This is a genomic window from Exiguobacterium sp. s127 (assembly GCF_018618695.1).
Classification (GTDB): domain Bacteria; phylum Bacillota; class Bacilli; order Exiguobacteriales; family Exiguobacteriaceae; genus Exiguobacterium_A; species Exiguobacterium_A oxidotolerans.
Genome location: NZ_JACSMO010000037.1, coordinates 1 through 380 on the forward strand (window position 1 = coordinate 1; position 380 = coordinate 380).

The window sequence follows — 380 nt, forward strand, 5'->3', positions numbered from 1 at the left end:
TCTTGTGCTGCTTTCGTCGGAAGGTTTTCTTCCGTTGCTGCTCCGAGGAACGCACCGAAGTCGTTCGAGAACATTTTAAGCATGTCTTGTGCGTCAGTCATCATTTTTTTATCGTCGTTGATGGCTGCTGTGACGAGGTTCGCTTGTGCTTCGATGTGGTTTTTCGTCCAAGCTTGCTCGAACTGATCCGCACCGGCTTCACCGTAGATTGATTTGATCGCGGCTTTGAAGTCAGCTGTGTGCATGTCTTCCGCCCAGTTTGCAGCATCGTAGTCTTTCGCTTGATCGAGACCTGCCGTCATGCTGAGGTTCGCAAGAGCGACGTGTTCAGCAGCGAGGCTGTTGAGTGTTGACCGGAGGTCAGCGGCTTTCGTATCAGC

Annotated in this window: 1 pseudogene; it reads right to left on the reverse strand. The window is 52.1% G+C overall.

The features are described 5' to 3' along the window. A pseudogene (locus KNP98_RS16350) lies at nt 1-380 on the reverse strand (copper amine oxidase); the annotation flags it as partial.